We start from the raw sequence: 3,597 nt of genomic DNA, 5'->3' as shown, positions 1-3,597 counted from the left end.
ATGCCGCACTGCGCCACTGGGTGCCCTACGTGGTGGGATCACGCACCAGCATCAACGTCGCCATGGACTGGACCGATTTCGACGCCGATGGCCAGGCCACCCTCATGCTGTCGCTGCTGACCCGTCACGGCCGCGCCACACCCTTGCTGTGGCTCACCGTCGCCACGGCGAGCCTCAAGAACCATCGCAACGAGTACGAATACCAGGCGCTGGTCCGTCTCGCCGACACCCTGGCCTCCGACATAAAGGTTTGCATCGTCGCCGACCGTGGCTTCGGCGATCAGAAGCTCTATCGGGTGCTGACCGAGGAGTTGAAGTTCGACTACGTCATCCGCTTCGTATCCATCCGGTCTGAGCCGCCTGCCGTTGCTGTGGCAGGGCGTCCATAACGACGTTCATATGAGCGTCATTATGGACGGGACGGATGGAGATCATCACGGGGGTTGAGCGCCGGCGCCGCTGGCGGGATGAGGACAAGCTTTGGATTGTGGCGGAGGCGGAGGCGCCTGGTGCGGTATTGGCGGCGGTTGCGCGCCGGCACGAGGTGAGCCGGGGGCAGTTGTTCCAATGGCGCAGGCAGGTTCGGCGCGGGGAGCTGTCTGCCGCGCCGATCGTGCCGGAATTCGTGCCGGTGCGGGTGATGGCGCCTCCGGCGATTGCGGCGCCTTGTGTCGAGAAACGGGCGGCAGCGGCGCCCGGCGCCGGACATGAGGCGGCCTCTCGCCTGCAGTCGCCTCCTTCGTCACCAGGACGGATTGAGATTGTGCTGCCGGACGGGACATGCGTGCGGGTTGATGACGGCGTTGGTCTGACGGCGCTGCGCCGCGTGATGACGGTGGTGCGGGCATGATCCCGGTTGCCTCTGGCGTGCGGATCTGGCTGGCCTCTGTGCACACTGACATGCGCCGCGGCATGCGAGGGCTGGCGCTGCAGGTACAGGAGGGGCTCGGTCGTGATCCCTTCGTTGGCGACATCTATGTTTTTCGTGGACGCACGGGTTCGCTGATCAAGGCGATCTGGCATGATGGCATCGGCTTATCCCTTTATGCGAAGCGGCTGGATCGAGGGCGATTCGTATGGCCGCAAACGGTGGATGGAGTAGTTTCGCTGACGGTGGGGCAGATGGGTTATCTTCTCGAGGCGATCGACTGGCGAAATCCGCAACAGACATGGCGGCCGCAATCCGCGGGATAGTCTGATAAAAATCGAGGGGTTGAGCAGAAAGATGTAGCGAAACCCCGGCATTCGTGATTCCATCGGGACATGGATGCTGATCCTTCGGCCCTGCCGGACGACATCGCGGCGCTGAAAGCGATTATTCGCGTGGCGACCGCGAGGGCCGATGCGGCGGAAGCGGATGCTGCCGCTGCCCGCGCCGCGCAGTCTGATGTCGAGGCGTATATCGCGCATCTGAAGCTGCAGATCGAGAAGCTCAAGCGGGCCCTCTACGGCCCCAAGGCCGAGCGTACGGCGCGCCTGCTCGACCAGATGGAGCTGGAACTCGAGGAACTCGAGGCTACCGCGACCGAGGATGAACTGCGTGCCGAGCAGGAGGCCGCGACGGCCAGGACCATGCAGGTGGCCGGCTTCACCCGCAAGCGTCCGTCACGCCAGCCTTTCCCCGAGAACCTGCCGCGCGAGCGGGTGGTCCTGCCAGGCCCGACCCAGTGTTTTTGCTGCGGGGGATCGCGGCTGTCCAAGCTCGGCGAGACGGTGACAGAGACGCTGGAGGTCATCCCCCGCCGGCACAAGGTGATCCAGTACGTCCGCGAAAAGTTCACCTGCCGCGACTGCGAGACGATTAGCCAGGAACCGGCACCGTTCCACGTCATCCCGCGCGCTTTTGCCGGCCCCAGCCTGCTGGCGATGATCGCCTACGACAAGTATGGCCAGCACCAGCCACTGAACCGCCAATCTGAACGATTTGCGCTGGAAGGCATCCCCCTGAGTGTCTCGACCCTGGCCGATCTGATCGGTGCGGCGTGCGTGGCGCTGGAGCCGGCCTTCAAGCACATCGAGGCGGTGCTGTTCTCGGCGGAGCGTATTCATGGCGACGACACCACCGTGCCGGTGATGGCGCGGGGACAGACCGATATCGCCAGGACCTGGGTCTATGTACGCGATGATCGGCCATTCGGCGGTGCCGGGCCACCTTGTGCCGTGTTCTACTACTCGCGGGATCGAGCCGGCATTCATCCACAGACCCATCTCACCGGGTATAGCGGCATCTTCCAGGCCGATGCGTTCAGCGGATACAACAAGCTCTATGAGCCGGCCCGGTCCCCCGGTCCGATCATCGAAGCCGCCTGCTGGTCACACGGGCGCCGGAAATTCTTCGAACTGGCGGATCTGGCCCGGAACGCGAAGCGCAAGGCCCAGGGGAAGACACCTGCCTTCGTCGCCCCGATGGCCCTGGCCGCCGTGCAGCGGATCGACGCGCTGTTCGAGGTCGAGCGCGCCATCAACGGCAAATCACCTGCCGAGCGCCTCGCCGCGCGCCAGGAGCACAGCGCCCCGCTGGTCGCCGACCTTGAAACCTGGATGCGCGCCGAGCGCGCCAAGCTCTCGCGCCACAACGACATTGCCAAGGCGATGGACTACATGCTCAACCGCTGGACCGCCTTCACCCGGTTCCTCGCCGATGGGCGGATCTGCCTGTCGAACAATGCAGCCGAACGGGCGCTGCGGACCCTGGCTTTGGGCAGACGCTCATGGCTGTTCGCCGGTTCCGATCGCGGCGGTCAACGGGCCGCCATGATGTACAGCCTGGTCACCACGGCAAAGATGAACAACGTCAACCCGCAGGCATGGCTCGCCGACATCCTCGCGCGCATTGCCAATCATCCGGCACATAGGCTTGACGAGCTGATGCCCTGGAACTGGACGCCGCCAGCACAGGCCACCCCGGTGAACCAACAAGCCGCCTGATCAACGCGCCCCGCCGCCAAGGTCAACCTCATCATCGCGCCGCGGTCCCGGCCGGATGGATACTCCGCTTCCGCGGCAACATCACAGTGACCGCCGCCGACGGCGAGATGCGCACCGCTTCCGCCTGGGTCGGCCGCGGTGGACGGGCGCGCATTCTGCGCGGCGCCGCAGTGACCGCGGAATGCTACCAGGTGGGCACCGTGCTGTGCGTGCAGGATAAGGACATGAAGCAGGCGTGGTGTCTCGCCGCCAGCGACGGCACAGCGTCGGCTTCAGGCCTGAAGGCGCTCTATGGCAAGCGCTGGAGCATCGAATGTGGCCTGCGCGATACCAAGGACCTGCGCTTCGGCATGGGCATGGGATCGATCCACGTCAGCACGCCGGCGCGGCGCGACCGGCTGTGGCTGATCGCCGCATTCGCCGTCATGCTGCTGACCCTGCTCGGGGCCGCCGGGGAAGTGCTCGGCTACGACCGATTCCTCAAGTCAAACACCGCCAAGCGGCGAACCCATTCGCTGTTCCGCCAGGGCTGCATGCTATACGAACTCATCCCCACCATGCCGGAGCCTCGCCTGCTGCCACTGGTCCAGAAATTCGCCGATATGCTCGCCGACCTGCCCGTCTTCGCCGAGACTTTCGGGGCAGTGTGAAAATGAGGGGAGTCTTGAG

The 3,597-nt window shown here is 65.1% G+C and carries 4 protein-coding genes and 1 pseudogene; all 5 read left to right on the top strand.

What is annotated here, in order from left to right:
* Nucleotides 1-389 (top strand): annotated as a pseudogene (locus AiwAL_RS19910) (hypothetical protein); the annotation flags it as partial.
* 35 nt (nt 390-424) lie between these two features.
* Nucleotides 425-850: an IS66-like element accessory protein TnpA gene (gene tnpA / locus AiwAL_RS19905; RefSeq protein WP_262313458.1), complete on the top strand. Its 426-nt coding sequence runs from the start codon at nt 425-427 to the stop codon at nt 848-850.
* Nucleotides 847-1,194 (top strand): IS66 family insertion sequence element accessory protein TnpB, encoded by a 348-nt coding sequence (tnpB, locus tag AiwAL_RS19900; RefSeq protein WP_262313457.1) that lies wholly within the window; start codon nt 847-849, stop codon nt 1,192-1,194. The genes tnpA and tnpB overlap by 4 nt, the downstream gene beginning before the upstream one ends.
* A gap of 69 nt (nt 1,195-1,263) precedes the next feature.
* Entirely contained in the window at nt 1,264-2,928 is a 1,665-nt protein-coding gene (gene tnpC, locus AiwAL_RS19895) for an IS66 family transposase (RefSeq protein ID WP_262313456.1), read from the top strand.
* 86 nt (nt 2,929-3,014) lie between these two features.
* Nucleotides 3,015-3,578 carry a hypothetical protein gene (locus AiwAL_RS19890; RefSeq protein WP_262313455.1) on the top strand — a complete coding sequence of 188 codons (564 nt, stop codon included), beginning with the start codon at nt 3,015-3,017 and terminating at the stop codon, nt 3,576-3,578.
* The last annotated feature ends 19 nt before the right edge of the window (nt 3,579-3,597 follow it).

The organism is Acidiphilium sp. AL (assembly GCF_025499445.1).
In the GTDB taxonomy this organism is placed as follows: Bacteria; Pseudomonadota; Alphaproteobacteria; order Acetobacterales; family Acetobacteraceae; genus Acidiphilium; species Acidiphilium iwatense.
This window is presented reverse-complemented; position numbering and strand designations above follow the sequence as displayed.

Bases quoted from the DNA above. Each gene is read 5' to 3' on its own strand.
- tnpB (WP_262313457.1), top strand. From the start codon at position 847: ATGATCCCGGTTGCCTCTGGCGTGCGGATCTGGCTGGCCTCTGTGCAC.
- tnpC (WP_262313456.1), top strand. From the start codon at position 1,264: ATGGATGCTGATCCTTCGGCCCTGCCGGACGACATCGCGGCGCTGAAA.
- tnpA (WP_262313458.1), top strand. From the start codon at position 425: ATGGAGATCATCACGGGGGTTGAGCGCCGGCGCCGCTGGCGGGATGAG.